13 protein-coding genes and 1 pseudogene are annotated in these 17,747 nt (G+C 63.7%); 7 read left to right on the top strand and 7 right to left on the bottom strand.

The genetic code is table 11. The features are described from left to right. Nucleotides 1-257: 257 nt before the first annotated feature. The 4 genes from F0U63_RS40375 (at nucleotide 258) to F0U63_RS40360 (ending at nucleotide 3,881) form a co-directional block, all read left to right on the top strand. Nucleotides 258-1,337 (top strand): hypothetical protein, encoded by a 1,080-nt coding sequence (locus tag F0U63_RS40375; RefSeq protein ID WP_395838846.1) that lies wholly within the window; start codon nucleotides 258-260, stop codon nucleotides 1,335-1,337. 79 nt (nucleotides 1,338-1,416) lie between these two features. Further along, nucleotides 1,417-1,803, top strand: a complete 387-nt coding sequence (locus F0U63_RS40370) for a VOC family protein (RefSeq protein WP_395838844.1) — start codon at nucleotides 1,417-1,419, stop codon at nucleotides 1,801-1,803. Nucleotides 1,804-1,816: 13 nt separating this feature from the next. Then, entirely contained in the window at nucleotides 1,817-2,509 is a 693-nt protein-coding gene (locus tag F0U63_RS40365; protein ID WP_395838842.1) for a Coq4 family protein, read from the top strand. A 622-nt stretch (nucleotides 2,510-3,131) separates the two neighbouring features. Beyond that, a complete protein-coding gene (locus F0U63_RS40360; protein WP_395838839.1) occupies nucleotides 3,132-3,881 on the top strand; it encodes an SLC13 family permease in 750 nt (249 codons plus the stop codon). Between the two features lie 436 nt (nucleotides 3,882-4,317). Here the strand turns inward: F0U63_RS40360 and F0U63_RS40355 are convergent, their stop codons facing one another. Continuing rightward, entirely contained in the window at nucleotides 4,318-5,649 is a 1,332-nt protein-coding gene (locus F0U63_RS40355) for a putative sensor domain DACNV-containing protein (protein WP_395838837.1), read from the bottom strand. A gap of 408 nt (nucleotides 5,650-6,057) precedes the next feature. Between F0U63_RS40355 and F0U63_RS40350 the strand changes: the two are divergent. Next, nucleotides 6,058-6,375 (top strand): annotated as a pseudogene (locus F0U63_RS40350) (DapH/DapD/GlmU-related protein); the annotation flags it as partial. A gap of 731 nt (nucleotides 6,376-7,106) precedes the next feature. On the opposite strand, the gene F0U63_RS40345 reads toward F0U63_RS40350, so the two are convergent. The 6 genes from F0U63_RS40345 to F0U63_RS40320 all read right to left on the bottom strand — a co-directional run bounded on the left by F0U63_RS40345 (nucleotide 7,107) and on the right by F0U63_RS40320 (nucleotide 14,986). Then, a complete protein-coding gene (locus tag F0U63_RS40345) occupies nucleotides 7,107-7,913 on the bottom strand; it encodes a hypothetical protein (protein ID WP_395838834.1) in 807 nt (268 codons plus the stop codon). Then, on the bottom strand, nucleotides 7,910-11,920 hold the full coding sequence (locus tag F0U63_RS40340; RefSeq protein ID WP_395838832.1) for a hypothetical protein: 4,011 nt from the start codon (nucleotides 11,918-11,920) through the stop codon (nucleotides 7,910-7,912). The genes F0U63_RS40345 and F0U63_RS40340 overlap by 4 nt, the downstream gene beginning before the upstream one ends. 119 nt (nucleotides 11,921-12,039) lie before the next feature. Then, on the bottom strand, nucleotides 12,040-12,489 hold the full coding sequence (locus F0U63_RS40335) for a transposase (protein ID WP_395838829.1): 450 nt from the start codon (nucleotides 12,487-12,489) through the stop codon (nucleotides 12,040-12,042). A gap of 186 nt (nucleotides 12,490-12,675) precedes the next feature. Further along, nucleotides 12,676-13,350 carry a glutathione S-transferase family protein gene (locus F0U63_RS40330; RefSeq protein ID WP_395838827.1) on the bottom strand — a complete coding sequence of 225 codons (675 nt, stop codon included), beginning with the start codon at nucleotides 13,348-13,350 and terminating at the stop codon, nucleotides 12,676-12,678. Between the two features lie 20 nt (nucleotides 13,351-13,370). Continuing rightward, entirely contained in the window at nucleotides 13,371-13,913 is a 543-nt protein-coding gene (locus tag F0U63_RS40325; RefSeq protein ID WP_395838824.1) for a hypothetical protein, read from the bottom strand. 41 nt (nucleotides 13,914-13,954) lie between these two features. Further along, nucleotides 13,955-14,986 carry a histone deacetylase gene (locus F0U63_RS40320; protein ID WP_395838822.1) on the bottom strand — a complete coding sequence of 344 codons (1,032 nt, stop codon included), beginning with the start codon at nucleotides 14,984-14,986 and terminating at the stop codon, nucleotides 13,955-13,957. 280 nt (nucleotides 14,987-15,266) lie between these two features. Here F0U63_RS40320 and F0U63_RS40315 point away from each other — a divergent pair, with 280 nt between their 5' ends. Both F0U63_RS40315 and F0U63_RS40310 read left to right on the top strand, forming a co-directional pair. After that, complete coding sequence (locus tag F0U63_RS40315; protein WP_395848500.1) at nucleotides 15,267-17,189, top strand: methyl-accepting chemotaxis protein; 1,923 nt, start codon at nucleotides 15,267-15,269, stop codon at nucleotides 17,187-17,189. A gap of 114 nt (nucleotides 17,190-17,303) precedes the next feature. Beyond that, nucleotides 17,304-17,747, top strand: coding sequence for a twin-arginine translocase TatA/TatE family subunit (locus F0U63_RS40310; RefSeq protein ID WP_395838820.1), 444 nt, complete (start codon nucleotides 17,304-17,306; stop codon nucleotides 17,745-17,747).

Raw genomic sequence — 17,747 nt, 5'->3', positions numbered from 1 at the left:
TAGCCGCGCCCCGTCAGGCTGGCAACCCTCCGCCCCGCGGTTCTTGGCGAGCACGACGGCTCCTCGTGGTCTCTTGGGTGCTCGTCGGCTGCTCGCGTCCCATGTGTGTGTGCGGACTTCTTCGACATTCGCGCGCTCGTGTCGGAGAAGTGGCGCCCCGTCGGGGTTCATGGGTTGTGCTCTGCTTTCCGTGATGGCACATCCCTCATCGTGGTTGCCGATGAAGCGGCGAGATAAAGCTTCCAGGGAGCAAGGTGATGCTGACCGAAGCACGAAAAGACGAATTGGCGCGGATCCTCCGCCCGGTGGCTCCGCCGCGCGAGTTGGACAACGTCTATTCGCAGGAGCAGTTGCGGCGTTTGCTGGGGGTGGTGCGCAGCAGCGGGCCGCACAAGCTGATCATCGCGCAGCATTTCGCCTCCGCCGAGGAGCTCATCGCCACCTCCGCGGGTGGGGTTGCGGAGGGCGTGACTCCGACGCTCGACATGTTCCTGTCGCCCACGTTCCGTAACTTCTACGGGAACTACTCGACCTGTCTCTTTCCCGAAATCAATGACTGCTTCTATAACGACAAGTTCCTGGAGCTGGCGAAGGGCTACTGGGGGGCCAGCTACGCCAAGCCCCAGATGATGCTCTTCAATGTGAACGGCCCGTGCGGCAATACGGACCCCGGACACCTGGATTCGCCAAGCTTTCGTGGCGTCCGCTATGAGAATTCGCCGACCTGGCTATGCAGCGTCATGGGGAAGTCGGGGCTGTTCCGCGACTATCTCATCAAGATGGCCCAGGTCATCACCTGGTTCTCGTATGACCCTCAGAGCGGATTCACCTATTGGCCCGACGGGCCTCGCGCGGCACCCAGGCGCCTGATGCCGCCCATCTACAATCGTGGCGTTCTCGTCCAGAACGAGATGATGGTCCATCGCGGTGAGGCGAATGGGCCTGTCGAGCAGCAATACCCGGCGGGGCTGGACTTCTCCAGTGTGTTCGCCGGGGATCCCAGCAGTGGCGAGCACTGGATTGTCAAAACCGGTGACGCGGTGATCGCGCGTTACCATACAGACGAGCTGCGCTTCCTGGTTCACTGGTCGGCCGAGGTGTTCGAGGACTTCGCGGAGTTGAAGAAGAACATGGACCATACCTCGGATCTCACCTTTGAGCAGGTCTTCGACACCCTGATCAAGGACGTGCGCTCCAAGGGCATCCATGTCGAGACGCCCACGGATCCACTGCATGATCCCGTGTTCATTCGCACCATCAACTCGGCCTACGACATCGGGCGTCCAACGTCCTATCCGCCAGAGGCGCCGGTGTCGCGGTTTCGTACCGCGGCCTGAGTTCCAGTCGCGACTTTCCGGAAGGGGCGGCTCGAGAGCCACCCAGGGCATTGAATAGGAGAGAGTCTTGCCAGGTGCATTGAAGACGAAGTTCGGGTTCACGAAGCTCCTCGTCGACAACCTCGAGGCTTCAGCCGGCTTCTACAAATCCGTGTGTGGTCTGGTGGAGACCGGGCGTGTGGATGCCGCCATCGCGGGCAGGAACATTCGTGAGATCCTGTTCGCGCCGGGTCACGAAGGGGGCGCTACTTTCGTTCTGCTCAAGTTCCTCGATGCTCCCAAGCCGGCCAATGACGAGGTCATCCTCGGGTTCACGACCGACGATGTCGAGGCCTTCGTCGAGCGCGCGAAAGCCGCTGGCGGCGCGGTGGCTCAGCCCGCTTATACCGCCGTCGAACACGGAGTGAAGGTCGCCTTCGTGACCGACGTTGAAGGCCATTTGCTCGAAGTCGTCCAACCGCTCTGACGGAAACAGCACCATGCTCGAAAGCACCTCCTCGCTCCCCAAGCTTCCCGAGAATCCCTCCCTGTTTACCCGCCTGCGGGTGGGCCTTCAGGCGCTCAAGGTGTTGCAGGTCGAACCCACGAATCCCGCCTACGGCGCCCTGTTCTACGACAGCGTGGAGATCGGCCTGTGCGCGGCGCTCGCCCGGGACTTCTCCCGCCATGAGGAGGGCCGCCGCCTGCTGGCCGAGAGACCCTCGTTGCGTGCTTCGGCCCTGGACATGGACGCGCTGGAGAAGTTGCCCTCGGGGTCGCTCGGCCACACGTTCGCGCGCTACTTCCGGGATCAGGGACTGTCGCCGATCGAAACACTCTCTCCGCCGAAGAACGATGCCCAGTACGTCGCCACGCGCCTGCGAGAGACTCATGACTTCCACCACCTGGTGACCGGCTACGACACGGATGTCATGGGTGAGATGGAGTTGCAGGCCTTCACCCTGGGCAATCTCCACCTGCGCACTTCGTTCCTCATCCTGCTCCAGACGGCGAAGTTGCCTCAGCGAGTGCCCGGATTCGATGCGGCCCAGTACGCCCGGCGGTTGTGGGCCGCGTTCCGGCGCGGCAGCCAGTCACGGCAGCTCGCCAGCTTCCGGTGGGAGGATAACTGGGCGACACCGCTGGCCATGCTGCGCGAGCAACTCGTCGCGCCCGCGCCGCAGTGGAACTGACGCCCTCGGGGTTCTGGGATGAGGTGGGGGCGTTCGTTGTTGAGATGGCAGCGCCACGAGCGCTTCCATCACCCCATCGCCAGGAAGGATCATGTCCATGTGGGTGCTGACCCCTATCGCTTCGTTCACGGCTTCACGCCGGGCGCGCGGGGAGCGACCCTCTCACATCGAGCGCTCGCCCGGCTGCATCGGTTGGGGACTCTGCCGGAGCGGGATCTGGTCGCCGACAGAACCGCCGCCGGGTGGCTCGGGGATGCCCTGCGCTTGGCGCTGATCCTCGTGCGGCGCTTGCTCCCGGAGCGTGGCGTGAAGGGCGGCGAGAGCGTCTTGCCTCAACGTGAGTACGTGACGGAGGCGCTGCTCACGCCTGGCTCCCGGCTGGTGGGAAAGGAGCTTCGCTACGTCACCGAGGGATTTGGGATTCCAGTGTGGGGACTCGTGCGCGAGGGCGTCACGTTGCCTCCCGAGCCCGGGGAAGTGCTCGTGGCCCGGGAGCACCTCATCATCGCTGGCGGCCTGGATGACATCCTGCGTGTGAAGAATCTGCGCAGCATCGGCCTCAGCGCCGCGCTCCGGATTCCCCGGGGGCGAGCGACAGGCGTATACCCTCGTCGAGGTGTCGGTGCCGCCGACGTCGGGCCTGGCCGGCAGGTCCTTGCGCGACATCCGCTTCGCGGAGCGCTACGGCCTCGTGGCGCTGGCCATCCACCGCCACCCCACGCTCCAGAGCGCCCATCAGCATCTGAGCTTGATGGGCAGCTTCAGGGGGAGGGATGCCCTGAACAACCTCCCCCTGGCCGTGGGCGACATGCTGCTGCTCGGTGGGCCCGAGAGACGTGTCCGTGAGCTCGCGCGGGACGAGGAGTTGACCGTGCTCGGCAGTGTCGAATATCAGCGGCCGCGCTACCGTCGCGCCGTGCTCTCCGTGTGCATCTTCGCCAGCACGGTGGCCATCGCAGGGCTGCGAATCACCTCACCGGCCATCGCGGGGCTGGCGGGTCTGGTGGTGATGGTGGCGGCGGGGTGTGTCGACACGCGCACGGCGTTCCGCGTGGATTGGCGGGTCGTCATCATGATTGGCGCGTTGCTGGCCCTGGGGTTGGCGATGGAAAAGAGCGGCGTGGGAGCGTTGCTCGCGCGGGGAGTCATTCCCCTGGTGGGCGTCGTGGGACCCTGCGGAGTGCTCTGCGTGCTCATGATCGCCACCGTCCTGCTCTCCGTACGCCCCTGGAGCCGTCCGCCGCATTGGTGTACGGCCCCCGGGCGCTATCGCTTCCGCGACTTCCTGCGCGTGGGCACGCCCCTCTCCGTGCTGATGCTCGCGCTACTGACGGTGGCCGTGCCGTTCGTCTGGCCATTCACGACGGCATGAGCGCCGAGGATTCATATCCGACAGGAGGGGCCGCATGCCCAAGGGGTCGTGGTGGTGGTCCGCCGGGGTGGCCGCGTTGCTGGTTACCGCTGGGTGCAAGCAGCAGGCTCGGCAGCAGGGTGCATAAGAGGAATGGGGGCAATGTCGAGGGCTGCTCTGGGAGTGCCAAGCGGCGGGTTCACCAGGCCGCCCGCCCAGGAGGGGCGCGGCAGGGGCCGTGGGCCTCTTGGCTGTCTTGAGCCTCAACACCACGCGGCCCGAGGGGGCTGTCGCGTCGGGGCTAGGCGCGCACTCTTCGTGGGTAACCCCAGGTGCTCCAGAATCGCGCGCACCCCTGCTGCTCCCTTCACGTAACTGACTTCACAGAACGAAATGACATAGCTCCCATGCACCGCCGAAGATTCCTATTTCCCGTTCTGCTGACAAACCGCTTGGATCAGAAGAGGCCAAACCTCCTCATCTGAATGTCCGACCAGACCACCACTGAGGATCCAACACGCTTAACCGCCTTTGCTCCACCGTCCTGAGAAACCACGAACACCGCTGCGTCGTCGAAGCTTGAAGCAAAACGGAAAGCTGAACGATGGCGTGTGCCAAAGGCATCAATGGACACTACGCGACCTTTAGAGCCGTCCGCAGAAGACGCGAACCACACATCACGCAGACTCGGAGATGAAGCGACAACCTCCGCACCAAATCCAAGAACTCTCAATCGATCCGTCATCACGATAGCCCCATCAACTCCACTAAGAGCAGTGATAAAGCCAACAGATTCTTCAACGGCTTCGTTCGCCTCATCAAGAATTCCATTCAAGATCCCCTCCCGTCTAAAATCATCTTGTTTTATTGCCCCCCTTTTGATTTTCATCGAGTGCTCGCGATGACGCTGGCTCATCACGAGAGACTCTTTCGCGGCACTCCAGGCGGCATTATGACTGCACTGATATTTAACCAAAAGACGATCAGTCAGCCGAGTATCATCCAAGGACATTTCATCACGAACAAAAATAACCACTCCCCCATGTCCCATCTCAGCAATCCTCTGAATCAGGCGTGAAACCAAATCGAGATAAAACCTACGTGAATAGTTGTCACCCCTTTCGTTAGCCAGACTCGTCTTCTTGTCGCCCACTTCCTGACGAACTTCCTCTCTCAAAGAGCGCGCCCCATTTAAAAAAAAGCTGCCGATTGGACCTCGATCCAATACATCTGACAACGGCTCAACGAACTGGCCATCACGCAAGCCGATAAGGAGCACACCTTCAGTAGAAACAAGTAGAGACGCTGGCTCAAACGAAGCGATGGTAACCGCAGTAGGTGGCGGATACCCGATGTCTGAATCACCACGAGCAAAATCCCACCAAGACCCGCCTGTATCAACAAGACCCCAAATTGATAATTGTCCACTCGGATTCTTGGGATTCGGCTCGACAGCAATCAAGACTTTCGTTGGATCAGTAGCAGGAGCAAGTCTAAGCAGCTCTCCAACAGATAAGGGGCGTGGTGTTTTGAATGGGACGACCGTGGTCTGAGATATGTTTCTTGAAAGAAACTGGTTCGGTGACTGATACGTACTGGGAAGCAACGCCAAGCGAAACACCGTTCGACGGTGCTCCTCAGTTTTAAAGCTGGCTTGGAATGCAACCGAGAGGCATTCCCGAAGAACTTTATCGCTGGGAATGCGCGGCTTGGGTTGCATCAAGGTTCGATAGGACCGCCAAGCTTTTTTAAGAGGAGGAATGAGGTCAGTAGGCTGTACGTATTTCATACGAACGCATCATACCAGGATAATGGACGTCCCGTTCATCCCTCCCTTAGGCTGCACGCGCAGCTCCGGCTTAAAGCACGTTCCCACACTCTGCCGCACCAACTCGTCGTACAACCAGCAGCGCACATCCCCCTACCCGCGTCACCCCTGGCTTCACCACCTCGGCTGAGAACGCCTGCTTCACAACCTGCTCCGTGAGCGCCACCAGCTTTCGGTAGTGCTCCAGCCCCTCGGGGATGCGCGTGTCCAGGTATTCCTCGATGAGCGGCGCTGAGCCTGCCCCAGTTTAATGGCTCTCCCGCGGTTTGTGTGCATCCCCCGGCATTCGGCTGGCCGCACGAGAGAAGCTTGCCTGCCCGCATCGGGTGGAGCACATGAAATGCGGGAGAGCCACGTAACCGGGGCAACCCCATCATTGAAGACGGCGCCTTCCTGGGCAGCCGCTGCATCGTGGTGGAGGGCGTGGTGGAGGAGGAGGCGGTGCTGGGCGCCAACGCGGTGCTGACGGCGTCCACGCAAATCATCGACGTCACCGGGCCGGAGGAGAAGGTCTACAAGGGCCGGGTGCCGGCGCGCAGCGTGGTGATTCCGGGCATGCGTGAGAAGCAGTTCCCCGCGGGGAAGTTCATGGTGCCGTGCGCGCTCATCATCGGGCAGCGGACGAAGTCCACGGACCAGAAGACGAGCCTCAACGCCGCCCTGCGGGAGTTCGCGGTGCCGGTGTAGGCCCGAAATCCAATCGCACCCGCATTCCGTAGATAGAGTGGAGTGGGGTTGAATGTGACGATGGAGCACCTAGACGACATCCTGTCGGAGTGGGCCACCCTGGACGCCCCGGCTCGGGACGCCGCCGAGCGGCACCTGGCGGGGTGAGCCTAGTACTACAGTGGGACTTCCCCTCGGAGAGGGGGCCGCGCTCCTCCGAGGGAACTACTACTGTAGTACTAGTGCCGGACCGAGGCGGCCCGGCTGTTGCCGGTGCGTGAGGGGCTCACGGCGCTAGTGGACTGTCCGCGAAGTAATTCAACATAGTCGTTGGGGGCGCAACGCCCTACCCGGAGGCGCCGCCCGACGGGCTGATACCGGGTCGGAAAAGCGGTGTCCGCCCACTATGTTGAAAAACTTGTCGGACACTCCACTAGTGGTGTCGGTGGAGCCTCCGCCCCAGGTGCTGGCGCGGGTGATGGAGCAGATGGAGGGCCCGGGGCGGCTGGCCCGGTTCGCGGACCGGGTGGCGGCGTTCTTCGACACGCCGGTCCAGGCCGCGCTCCCCTCAGGGGCGCAGCACCTTCGCCCAGCCCACTCGCGGCATCCGCTACTTCTTCGACTCCTTCCTGACCGCTGTCCCAAGTGCCACGCCCCCCTCCTATCCTGTTTGGGGAGCGGGCCGATGGATTGCCTTGACGGTGCAGCGTTCACGACGTGTCGAGAGCGAAAGGAGAGTGGCTACATGCGAGTCAGTCCTCCCCGAGGATGAAGCCGACGTGAGCCACGATAGCGTGGCAAGCCGAACCCACGAGAACACCGAGCGCGTCGTCGGTCTCTCGCTCACATACATCTAAGATTGTCCTGAGGTCATTGCCTGGCGACGGTTGCCAAGCAGCCCCCACCCTATGATGCTTCGGCTCAACTCCGTATGATTTTGCCCTTTCCTCGATACGCTTCCATCCCGCAGATGACATCTCGAACCCTGCTCCTGCTGTTGGCCCGACAAAGAAGTCCACGCCCTCAAGCTGACCTCCTTCATGAATGAAGTGATTCCGGAGGGCATACGACACCGCTATCGGCCAGCCGAAGGTGTGGCGAACCGAGTAGAAGGCGACAGCAGCTGTCTTCGATTTCGTCTGCTCACCTACGAAATGAGACACGAGCTGAGGGAGGTTTTTGGGGTCGTTCAGCGAGCTTCTGATGCAGAACACCTGTCCGACCATTCCTACGAGCCGATCGGCCAACGCCCACTTCGTAGCAAGGTATGCTTGCACGCCGATCAAGCGAACGTGCTGGTACTTCGCACGCGTTGAACCTAGCGGCACGGTGTCACCGGCGTCCGCTTGGCCTTCGAGGCCGGTCAGCAGTGCGCGTGCCGCAGCGCGTGCTGCAAGCATCCCTCTCCAATGTTCAATGTCGGACCTGAATGCGGCGACCACTTTGAACTGACTCTCAACTTCTGGTGCCAGATTCCCGGGTTGACGCAAGAGGGAATTATCAATCTTACCGAGGGTGGACTTGGCGTCCTGTAGTCGGTCCTCAAGTGTCTTGCTCATTCGCCGCGCTCCTCCTTGGCCCGCTCCTCCTGCTCATGGAGGTCAGCCTCCGCGATAATTAGACGGTACTGCCAAAAAGGGCGAAGGTCCTCGTCAGCTTCGGCCTTGAGCGCTGTTTGAGCGGCGTCGACTGCACGCATGAAGATCACCGGCACTTCGCCTAGCGTCCCCGACCACGACTGAACCCCTTGTTCATCTAATGCACCGAAAATCGAGCGGAGAATCTCCGACCCATGAGGCATCCCGGCACGAATCGCCGCCTTGGCGATTATCCTCCATGGGCCGCTGCCCACTGCGTAGGCCCTGCCAATGCGAGCGAGGCGGCGTACGAGCTCAGGTTCGACATCGGCTTGGAGCCGAGTCTCCACGGCGGCGGGCACGAGCAGCCCCTCGGGATCGACATCGTGCAGCACTTCGGGCAGGTGATAGCCCACGCTGCCGTTGTCGCTCACAAAGCTCAGCAACGCGTCCAGCGCCTTTGTGACTTCGATCTCGTTAACGTCTGAAGCGGTGATCCTACGAACGTATTTGCTGATCCGTGCGTGGTAACTGACGGCCCGCGCCGTGTTCTCGCCGCGCTGCATCGCCTCTTGGTCGCGCCGATGCTTGAGTGCGCTAGGTAGCCAGCTCACGTCAACATACCCGATGCGCTTGAGTATCTCCTCAAGGTGCCACTCCTCGTTGTCGCCGAAATCGTCGAAGTCGGGAAGCAAGAGGAGCTGACTTAAGAGCCATTTCGCCAAGTCTTTCGGGAGCTGGGCCACGTTGGCCTCCCGTACAGCCCAGTAGACGGCATCGATAAGACCGCGCACCGCCTGCGGCTGCCTATCTGGGGAGATCGCGAGCAGAACCTCCTCAAGCAACGGTCGCAGCGTAGCCCAGTTATGCTCCAGCGTGAGCGCAAGCGCGGCAAGGAATGCTGCGCCGTGCCCCGTACTCGTAAACAGCGGGCCAGCCCTCCTCATGAGCGCGTGTTCATCAACGGTGAAGTCACCGACCTCGCGCAGTTTCGGGACACGCCCATAAATATGCAGCAGCAGGTTGGCACGTTGGTTGTCGCTTCCGCACGCGGCCATGAGTTCGGTCACAAGGACGTGCGCCCGCTCTGGATGGTCTCCCTTCCGCACAGAGGCGACCCAACTCACCGCTGTCGTGACACCGAAGTTCGAGCGGGGCGATACACTCGACTGCTTAAGGCAATCTTTTACAAAGAGCCGCACGATGTCGCTCGTCGCAGCATGCTCACCAAGCGACCAAGCTACGTCCGTCAGCGAATGGAGCTTGTCGTCTTGACCGAAGAAGGAGATAGCGCGATCTATGAAGCTCGTGATTTCCTCCGGCTTCGAGGCAGATGCGAGTTTGGCCCCCTTTGCAGCAGCACGTGTTCCCTTTTGCTCCCAGTCGTCGTGGCTCAGGAGCGGCTCAAACTCCTTCGCCAACTCGTTGGTTGCATACAGGTTCTCCAACTTGATGCTTGCGTCCTTAAGGTTCGGATCGGATTCAAACCGGCGGTGCCAGTCCCAGATCTTCCGAGCAGCCCCCAATTCCTCCATGCTCGCGTGCCGCCGAGCGAGTGCTTGGTACGCCCAGACGAGATCGTCGAGCAACGGAGCGTAATACTGATCGCTTCTTCCTCTACGGCAAAGCTGATTGATGTTCCGATGGGCTTCCGCTAACACATGCCAGAGCTGGATGCGACTCTCTAGTGGCGTACTATCTGAGGACAAGGCTGCCTTCACTTGATCGAGAAGCTCCCTCCTTGCTGCCCACGCTGAGTGTTCCGGTCCGATGGCAAAGGTCTGGATGTGGAAAGCATGCTCGTCGTTCCAGGTTTGTCTTCGCTCAAGCGCGACCACGGGCTGGACGAGCGCCTTGAGCAGAGCGGTTTGCCCGAGTGTTGGTGGTCGCTGCGTGAGTTCAGTCAGCAGTTCAATGCCGAGTTGTTTGGCGGTCTCATCGAACTCGCTCCAAAACTGCGGCCCACCTTCGAGGACTCTCTTAACCAAGGCATCAGCGCGCTTCCCGTCGTTGGGAAGACCTCGTTTCAGCCTAGGCGCCAGTTCCGCTTCGGCCTCGGCGAGAGCACATAGCTCTCGGAGGAGCACTTCACGGTCGTCAGCCGACTCAGCGCCCATCGCACCTTGGAATAACGGCCACGCGAGCGCGAGAACGATATCGCTCTGTCCGACAATCTTCGGACCAAAAATGCCTTCGAAGGTCTCGTCGAGAGTGGGTGTTCGCCTCATCGTCATGGAGAGAGAGGCGGCGGCGCGCGGGTGGAATGGAGCGATGATTTCGAGGACGCCAGCCAGGGCGAGACGTTGGCTCGCAGTCATCGTCGGCACTGCTTCTTCGAGCGCGCCGAAGAAGCCTGCAAATAATTGCAAGTCGTATCCAGAGAGGCGAAGGAGAAACTCCGTTCGCGCGAGTGAGACAAGAATTGCGCGACCAAGTCCGTTGAGCGGGCCACGGAGAGCCGCAGAGCGCACGGTTTCGAGCAGCGCTCTCGCATCCTCGGACGCGACGATGGGCTGATTCCCAAAGCCGACATCTGCGGAGAGCCAATTAAGGAGCACATGGTCCCGGAGCACGTCGGGCTTCAGTTCCACAAAACGATTGTGTGCACCACGCTCGATGAGTACCCGTCGACCAACAAGAGACGCCAACTTGCGCTGTACCTCGACAACAGTACCTGCGCCGCTGCCTTCACCGATCATCTTGATGGTGGCATCGTCCTCCCGGTTTACCGTGCCAACGAGCGCAACCCAGCGAAGCAGGTCGCGAACGGACTCTGGTGAGGAGTCCGATTGGCTGCGCATGATCTCGTGTATGTACTCGTCGGCAAGGTCCTTTGCGTTCGCCGGAATCTGCTTGAGATTACCGTGGTCCTCAATGTGTTGAACGGCAAGCGTCAGCCACACTGGATGACGAGAGAATCGCCTGCTGAGCGTGTGCGCAGTCTGTCGCCGGTCGTCTTCAGACAGCTTCCCAAGCGGGCCGGTTTCGAGGAGCGCTGCACACATCCTCTCAGCGTCGGTCGAAGGAAGCGCGGCGATTGGTAGTTCCCAAACCCGTGGCTTCATTCGGGCGCCACGAAGAAAGCGGAGCACAGGGTCCTTTGGCGACCGAACTGCAACAGCCATTTTCCACCGTGCAGTGCGCCCCACGCGCCCGCCGAGTTGCTCAGCGAGCTGCTGCAAGATAGACTCGTCCGACGGTTCGTCGATTAGGAGCAGAGTGGCTCGCTCGGGAACGACGCTTTCGAACCATGCACCCGTGGCTGCCATACTTGCGACGTTTGCCCAGAGCACCTGCCACTCGCCCTCGCTCATGAGCATCTCCCCGGCCTCTATAAGAAGGCGGGTCTTTCCCATCCCTCCAGCCCCGTGGACGACCAGGAAGAGATGTGGTGACGCCAAGAATTCTCGTATTTTACTGAACTCTAGCTCCCTGCCGCAAAACGGTCCTAGCTCTTCCCGCCGTAGGAACGGCTCTTGGTGTGGGAGGCGCTCCTTGACTTCCGGGAGCGAGAGGAATGCTCGCGTTTCGTTCTCGAAGAAAGAACGATGAATCTCAGGATGCTTGTCGAGGAGAGCGTTGAGGTTCTCGCGCTCCCAGTAGTCGGCGACGAGCCCCTGCTTGGCGAAGAGTGGAACCACCTCAGCATCCCATATTTGCTTGTCGGTCGGGTTGAACGCTGAGTTTGTGACTAGCCGCCAGTGCGTCACGCTCTTCCATTGCTTGTATCGGCCGTGACTCGGCTGGCGGTACTTCTCAATCTTCTCGGCCTCGCTCTTGGCGTCGCGAATGGCAGCAGCAGCAGAACCGTTCTCGTGATGCTTCGCCTGAAAGACCCGCGTGCCGTCGCCTGACCGCGCATCCTGCCCGCCGTCTTTTCCTCGGCGACCGAACAGCGCTGCATTCGGATCTTCGAAGAAGACAACGGTCGTCGCGAGCGATTCGAAGGTGACTCCGCTCGTTATCGCCCCCCATTTGCGCTCAGCCATGACGTTCTCCATGTTTGAACACTCGCGCCCAGCGCTACGGCAGATACGCGCTATGCCCGTCCGCCAGCGCCCGCACGCGAGGCGGCTGGTCGAGCCCTATCGTCGCGCGGGCGTCGACGTCAAGCGCATCGTTCACGACGATCGCGCCGTCGTCGGCCACCGTGATGCAGCAGCGATCGAGCGTATAGGCGGGATGGGGTCCGTGTTGAGGGATAGAGCTGGAGCCGAAGGGTCCTCAGCAGCCGCTCCACCTCGCCTTGTGTAGGCGGCGGCAACAGCTCGAAGCGCACGCCGCCCTCCCTCGGCAGGAAAACACCGTCCGGAACCAGCGAGTGGAAGTGCGGCGTCACCTGCAAGGCCGAGCCGAAGAACTGGATGAACGACACGGCCCCTCCCTGCACATCGCGGAGGCCCTGCCGCTGTGCCCTCCGGCGCTGCAGGGCGAATACCGCGCGCAGGAAGACGGTGAGAACGTCGGTGAGCAGCCCCGCATCCTTCAGCAGCACCCACCGCACCCGGTGCGGAAAGGACAGCGTCCACTGCCGGTAGGGCACGTCGCGCCAGGGCACTCGCTACCGCCAGGCTCCCACGAGACTCCGCCAGGCCCCCTCTGGGAGTGCCCGGCGCGGGTTCGATTCCCTCCGCCTCCACTGGATGAAGAAGGGCCCCGGACGCCATCAGGCGAGCCGGGGCCTTCTTTTTCGTCCGAGGTTCGTGGGGCACATTTGGGGCCCGCTGGCCTGGTGGCGAGCTCTCTAGCGCTGGATCATCGACTGGGCGGACTTGACCGTGGCGCCCGGGTTGTTGAGGTCGAGCTTCGTCTCGTGCGGCACGGTGAGGCCCTTGCGCACCGCGGGACGCTGCTCGATGGCGGCGAGCCAGCGCTGCAGGTTCGGCAGCCCGTCCACGGACACGCCCGACCAGGCGTGGATGCGCACCCAGGCCCAGTTGGCGATGTCCGCGATGCTGTAGTCCCCCGCGAGGTACTCGCCGCGCGACAGCTGGGTGTCGAGCACGGTGTACAGCCGCCGCGTCTCGTTCTGGTAACGGTCGATGGCCGGTTGGATCTTCTCCGGGAAGTAGCGGAAGAAGACGTTGGCCTGGCCCTGCATGGGCCCCACGCCCGCCATCTGGAACATCAGCCACTGCGTCACCCGCGAGCGGCCCTTGCGGTCCGGGGGCATGAGCTTGCCCGTCTTCTCCGCCAGGTAGAGCATGATCGCCCCCGACTCGAAGATGGGGAAGTCACCCTCCTCGCGGTCCACGATGGCCGGGATGCGCCCGTTGGGGTTGATCTTCAGGAAGTCGGGCTGCTTCTGCACTCCCGTGCCGATGTCGATGGGGTGCACCGTGTAGGGCAGTCCCAGCTCCTCCAGCGTGACGGAAATCTTGTAACCATTGGGCGTTGCCCACGTGTACAGGTCGATCATTGGCCGGTCTCCTCCGTGCTTCAGGCCCCAAATAGCTTCTGGAGCACCTCGCGGTGGTAGTTGGTACTGCCCACGTGCGTGGAATGCCACTTCGCCGACTGGCTCAGCCGGTGGAGCACCGCCTCGAACTCGGCCTGGCTGGTGTCGCGCAGGGACAGGTACAGCCGCGCCGCCCCCCGCAGGTACGAGAAGAGCGGGTGGGAGTCGCGTCCCTCCGGCTTGCGGCGCAGCTGGCGATAGAGCCGCTCGAAGGTGTCGTCCGTCTCGGGCTTGCCCGTGGCCGCGCAGTAGTTGGCGGCCGTCGACTCCAGCAGCAGCAGGAAGGCGTGGTACTCGGGCGGCGGCGTCCGGCTCAGGTCCGGTGGCACCGCCGTTCCCGTCCACAGGCGCGAGACGGGCTGGAGCGTTACCAGCACCAGGCCCTCGTTGCCCATCACCGGCACCGCGTCTCCCACCGCCAGCACCTGGCCCGCCTCGTCGCGCTGGACGGGCACCCGCAACAGCTCGGGCTGCTCCACCTTCAGGCCCGCGCGCTGCAATTTCTCCACGGCTTCACGATCCACGTCTCACCCCGGCCCTGTACGAGTCCTCGTCGTGCTCCGCCTCACTGGCCCAGCACGGGCCAGTAGGGTTGGAGCGCCTCGCGGCTGCGGCGCAGGGCATCGGCCGCGTCGCGCGAGACACCCTCCACGAAGTGCTCCTCGCGCCGCCCCGCCATCACCTCCACGCACGCGTGCACCGAGCGCGAGAGGCCCTCCAGCGAGTAGCCCCCCTCGAGCAGCAGCACGAGCCGTCCGCCGCAGAAGTCCCGCGCGAGCTGCTGGAACGCCGTGCACATGGCGGCGAAGCCGCGCTCGGTGACGACCATGCCGCCGATGGGATCCTCGCGGTGCGCGTCGAACCCCGCGGAGATGATGACCAGATCGGGCCGCCAGGCGCGTGCCACCGGGAGGAAGAGCCGCTCGCAGATGGCGCCATAGTCCGCGTCATTCGAGCCCCCGGGCACCCCACAGTTGACGGTGTAGCCCAGGCCCTCGCCCTCGCCGATCTCCGTGGGGGCCCCCGTGCCCGGGTAGTAGGGGAACTGGTGCGCGGACATGTAGAGCACGTCCCGCCGCTTCCAGAAGGCCGCCTGGGTGCCGTTGCCGTGGTGCACGTCCCAGTCGAAGATGAGCACCCGCTGGGCGCCCAGCCGGCGCGCGGCCTCGGCGGCGATGGCCGCGTTGTTCAGCAGGCAGAAGCCCATGGCCTGCTCCGGCTCGGCGTGGTGGCCGGGGGGCCGCACCAGCGCGAAGGCGTTGCGGGCCCGGCCCGCCATGACCTCCTCCACCGCCTGCACCGACGCCCCGGCCGCCAGCACCGCCGCGTCGTAGCTCTCCGGGGACAGGGCCGTGTCCGGATCCAGGCTCGTGCTCTTGCCGCGCAGCCCCTTCAGGGCCTCGAGCAGCCGGGGGGAGTGCACCGCGGCGAGCTCCTCGTCGGTGGCCGGGCGGGGGGCCCGGCGCTCCGTCCCTGGAATCGGCTGGCTGTCCAGCAGGCTCAGGATGCGCTCCAGGCGCGCGGGGCACTCGGGGTGCTCGGGTCCCGGGTCATGCTGGAGGAAGAGCGCGTCGGTCAGCAGCAGCGTCTGGGTCATCGGGTCTCCCACCCATGCAGTATGGCCGGGCCGAAGTCCAGACGCTCGCCATCTCCCCCTCCAGCCAGGGGATGGCGCGTCCGGCAGGCGATGGAGCGCCGGTTCCTTGCCCTTCACGGGAGAACCTTCCTACAGTCCGGACGCCTTGCTCAGACGCCTGAAAAAGCCCGGTCTTCGAGTCGCTCTCCTCGCCACGTTCACCCTGACGCTGTCGGTCATCCTGGCGACCCTGTACGTCTCCATCTCCTGGTTGGTCTCGGACTATCTCGAGACCCGGTTGATGGAGCATGGCCGCGCCAAGGCGCAGGAGCTGGCGGGCATGATGGCCCGGAGCGATGCGGACAAGCTCGCCATGAAGAACATCGCCGGGTTGATCGACTCGGACAAGGACTTCGTCTACGCCGCCATCGTCGCCAGCGACGGCGACATCCTCGTGGATGGGGGTCAACTCCCGCAGCGGTTGCCGGAGTGGCAGTCCCGGTTCTTCCGGCCGGGCGCCGAGTCCTCCTTCACCCTGCCCAACGGGGACCGGCTGCTGACGGAGCTGGCGCCGGGGCCCCGGTGCCTGGCCGAGTCGTGCCGGGCGGTGGTGGTGGTGAGCTTCGAGGCCCTGCGCGCCATGCAGCGCCAGCTCACCGTGATGCTGGTGTCCGTCTTCGTCATCGGGCTCGTGGTGGTGGTGACGCTCGTCTACTTCGTCACGCACAAGCTCATCCTCCAGCCCCTGGAGCGGATGATGGCGGTGGCGCGCAAGATGGCCGAGGGCGACCTCACCAACCGGGTGACGGTGGACGCCGGAGGCGAGCTGGGCCAGCTCGCCGAGGCGCTCGACAGCATCGGCCAGTCCCTGCGCAAGACGCTCGGCCAGGTGCGGGGCGTGTCCGAGGTGGTCTCCAACGTCATCGAGCAGCTGTCGCGCGCGGGCAACACCGTGTCCTCGGGCGCCGCCACCACCCAGGGCCGGGTGGCCGAGACGTCTTCCTCCATGGAGCAGATGCTCGCGTCCTTGCGCGGCATCGCGGAGAACGTCGAGGTGCTCTACCAGAGCGCCGAGGAGAGCAGCTCCTCCATCATGGAGATGGCCGCCACCAACGACGAGGTGGCCGAGAACGTCCAGGCCATGGCGGGCAGCGTGGAGGAGACCACGAGCGCCATCGAGGAGATGACGTTCTCCATCAAGGAAGTGGCCAAGAACATCGACGAGCTGCGCGACTCCACCGAGGAGACCAGCTCCTCCATCAGCCAGATGGACAGCTCCATCAGCCAGGTGGAGGCCAACGCCAACGAGACGGCGCGCCTGTCCGAACAGGTGTCCGAGGACGCCAAGACGGGCGTGGAGGCGCTGCGCAAGACGATGAAGGGCATGGACCGCATCAAGGAGTCCAGCCTCACCGCCTCGGGCGTCATCGACAGCCTGGGCCGGCGCATCTCGGAGATCGGCAACATCCTCAACGTCATCGACGACGTGGCCGAGCAGACCAACCTGCTCGCGCTCAACGCGGCCATCATCGCCGCGCAGTCGGGCGAGCACGGCAAGGGCTTCGCGGTGGTGGCGGACGAAATCAAGGACCTGGCCGACCGCACGGGCAAGTCCACCAAGGAGATCGCCGACCTCATCAGCAGCGTGCAGGAGGAGAGCCGCAACGCGGTGCAGGTGATGAACCTGGGCGTGCGCAACGTGGAGGAGGGCGTGCAACTGGGACTCGAGGCCGAGGCCACGCTGCGTAAAATCAACGACAGCGCCCAGAAGTCCACCCAGATGGTCAAGGCCATCGCCCGCGCCACGGTGGAGCAGGCGCGCGGCAGCAAGCAGGTGACGCAGGCCATCCAGCGCATCTCCCAGACGGTGCAGATGATCTCCAAGGCCTCCAACGAGCAGGCCAAGGGCGGCGAGCAGATCATGAACAGCGCCGAGCGGATGAAGGCCATCACCGTGCATGTTCAGCGCAGCAGCCAGGAGCAGGCCCACGGCAGCAAGCAGATCACCCGCTCCATCGAGAACATCAACGAGATGGTCACCCACCTCAACCGCGCCCAGAAGGAGCAGACCAAGGGCAGCGAGCAGGTGCTCAAGGCGGTGGAGGCCATCAAGGGCGTGTCCGACCACCAGGCGCGCTCGGTGAAGGCGCTGGAGGAGGCCATCGACAGCCTGCAACGCCAGTCCGAGGTGCTGCGCGCCGAGAGCCGGCGTTTCAAGGTCTAGGAAGCGGGCCTTGTGTCCGCACTGGACGGATGCCGGGCGAACAGGCACTCATCGGGTTGCACCCGACCGCCCGGGGCGTCATAACCCGGGGCGGTTCATTCGGAGTCCGTGCGCATGTTCAACGTCGGTGCAGGCGAGCTGATCTTCATCTTGGTGGCGGCGTTGGTCGTGCTCGGCCCGAAGCAGTTGCCCGAGTTCGCCCGGGCCATCGGCAAGTTCGTGCGCGAGTTCCGCCGACAGACCGACGACGTGCGCACGGTGGTGGAGCGCGAGTTCTACAAGATGGACCAGGAGTTCAACGACGAGCCGCGCCCCCCGGTGCCCATGGGCAAGCCGGCGGTGCTGCCCTCGCCGGTGCCGGCCGTGTCGCCCGAGTCCCTGTCCTCCCTTCCCGCGCCGGAGGCCTCGCCCGACACCCCGGTGGCGCCCGTGCCAGTCCCGGGTGCCCTGGCCGCCGCGGCCTCCGCCGACTCCCCCGACCTGTCCGCCCCCTCTCCCGTTCCCACCGCCGAGCCCCTGCCCGGCACGGTGGCGCAGGACCCCTCCAAGAGCGGCTAG

The sequence above is a fragment of the Cystobacter fuscus genome, assembly GCF_044360685.1.
Taxonomy (GTDB): domain Bacteria; phylum Myxococcota; class Myxococcia; order Myxococcales; family Myxococcaceae; genus Cystobacter; species Cystobacter fuscus_C.
Note: the sequence above shows the minus strand (reverse complement) of the source record. Positions and strands in the feature narration are given on the sequence as shown.

Excerpts from the sequence above, each read along its gene's own strand:
- F0U63_RS40375 (WP_395838846.1), top strand. The coding sequence starts at position 258 with ATGCTGACCGAAGCACGAAAAGACGAATTGGCGCGGATCCTCCGCCCG.
- F0U63_RS40365 (WP_395838842.1), top strand. The coding sequence starts at position 1,817 with ATGCTCGAAAGCACCTCCTCGCTCCCCAAGCTTCCCGAGAATCCCTCC.
- F0U63_RS40355 (WP_395838837.1), bottom strand. The coding sequence starts at position 5,649 with ATGAAATACGTACAGCCTACTGACCTCATTCCTCCTCTTAAAAAAGCT.
- F0U63_RS40345 (WP_395838834.1), bottom strand. The coding sequence starts at position 7,913 with ATGAGCAAGACACTTGAGGACCGACTACAGGACGCCAAGTCCACCCTC.
- F0U63_RS40340 (WP_395838832.1), bottom strand. The coding sequence starts at position 11,920 with ATGGCTGAGCGCAAATGGGGGGCGATAACGAGCGGAGTCACCTTCGAA.
- F0U63_RS40330 (WP_395838827.1), bottom strand. The coding sequence starts at position 13,350 with ATGATCGACCTGTACACGTGGGCAACGCCCAATGGTTACAAGATTTCC.
- F0U63_RS40320 (WP_395838822.1), bottom strand. The coding sequence starts at position 14,986 with ATGACCCAGACGCTGCTGCTGACCGACGCGCTCTTCCTCCAGCATGAC.
- F0U63_RS40315 (WP_395848500.1), top strand. The coding sequence starts at position 15,267 with ATGGAGCATGGCCGCGCCAAGGCGCAGGAGCTGGCGGGCATGATGGCC.
- F0U63_RS40310 (WP_395838820.1), top strand. The coding sequence starts at position 17,304 with ATGTTCAACGTCGGTGCAGGCGAGCTGATCTTCATCTTGGTGGCGGCG.